This window comes from Bacillus sp. AFS001701 (assembly GCF_002559405.1).
Classification (GTDB): Bacteria; Bacillota; Bacilli; order Bacillales; family Bacillaceae_G; genus Gottfriedia.
The window spans coordinates 1-615 of the sequence record NZ_NTZO01000555.1 but is presented as its reverse complement, the minus strand read 5'-3'; the positions used below and the strand labels follow the sequence as shown (position 1 = coordinate 615).

Below are 615 nucleotides of genomic sequence, written 5' to 3'. Positions count from 1 at the left end.
GCATGCGTTAGTTGCATTACTATGTAATATATTCTCCCTTAATTTTTCGACCTCTTAGAACATGAGCCAGCCCAATGGAGGACATCATTGCAATCCAATGGTGAATGGAAATAATCATTACAAGAACCGCCACCCCCATATCGTCATGTGCAAAAAGCATCGGAAAGTACCTGTCTACGATGGGTTGAAATAACATTACACCAATAAAATTGGGGAGTAATGGAATAAAAAATAAAAATTTCTCAAACCCAAGTGAAAGGTTCAAAAGGAGCATGGTATAGACGGCGATTAGGATGACGGCGGTAGCTAAAACACCCCATTCATTTATCCAACTGTCATGTGAATATAAGGATACAAACCAAACCTCGCCTACGAAACAATATAAAAGATATAGCAAGACAAATGACAAAAAACGTTTGAAATTCTTCATTGAATTCATTTCCTTTCAGCTTAAAAGGTATAAGAATAGTTCTTTTATTTATGACCACCCATGACGTGCTTCCGATTTCGACTAAGTTCCCATTCTTATGGAATTATACCTAATATGTAGAGTTCTGTAATTTGGGGTAATTTTGCCCTTTTCCAAATAAATTCGCACAATCCTTATGCAACTAA

At 36.4% G+C, this 615-nt stretch carries 1 protein-coding gene; it reads right to left on the bottom strand.

Annotation, left to right across the window (positions count from 1 at the left end; all coding sequences use genetic code 11):
• Positions 1–19: 19 nt before the first annotated feature.
• Entirely contained in the window at positions 20–430 is a 411-nt protein-coding gene (locus CN514_RS22735; RefSeq protein ID WP_098234520.1) for a hypothetical protein, read from the bottom strand.
• Positions 431–615 lie beyond the last annotated feature (185 nt).

What these genes read in the sequence shown, in the direction of transcription:
- CN514_RS22735 (WP_098234520.1), bottom strand. Translation starts at nt 430, where the DNA reads ATGAAGAATTTCAAACGTTTTTTGTCATTTGTCTTGCTATATCTTTTA.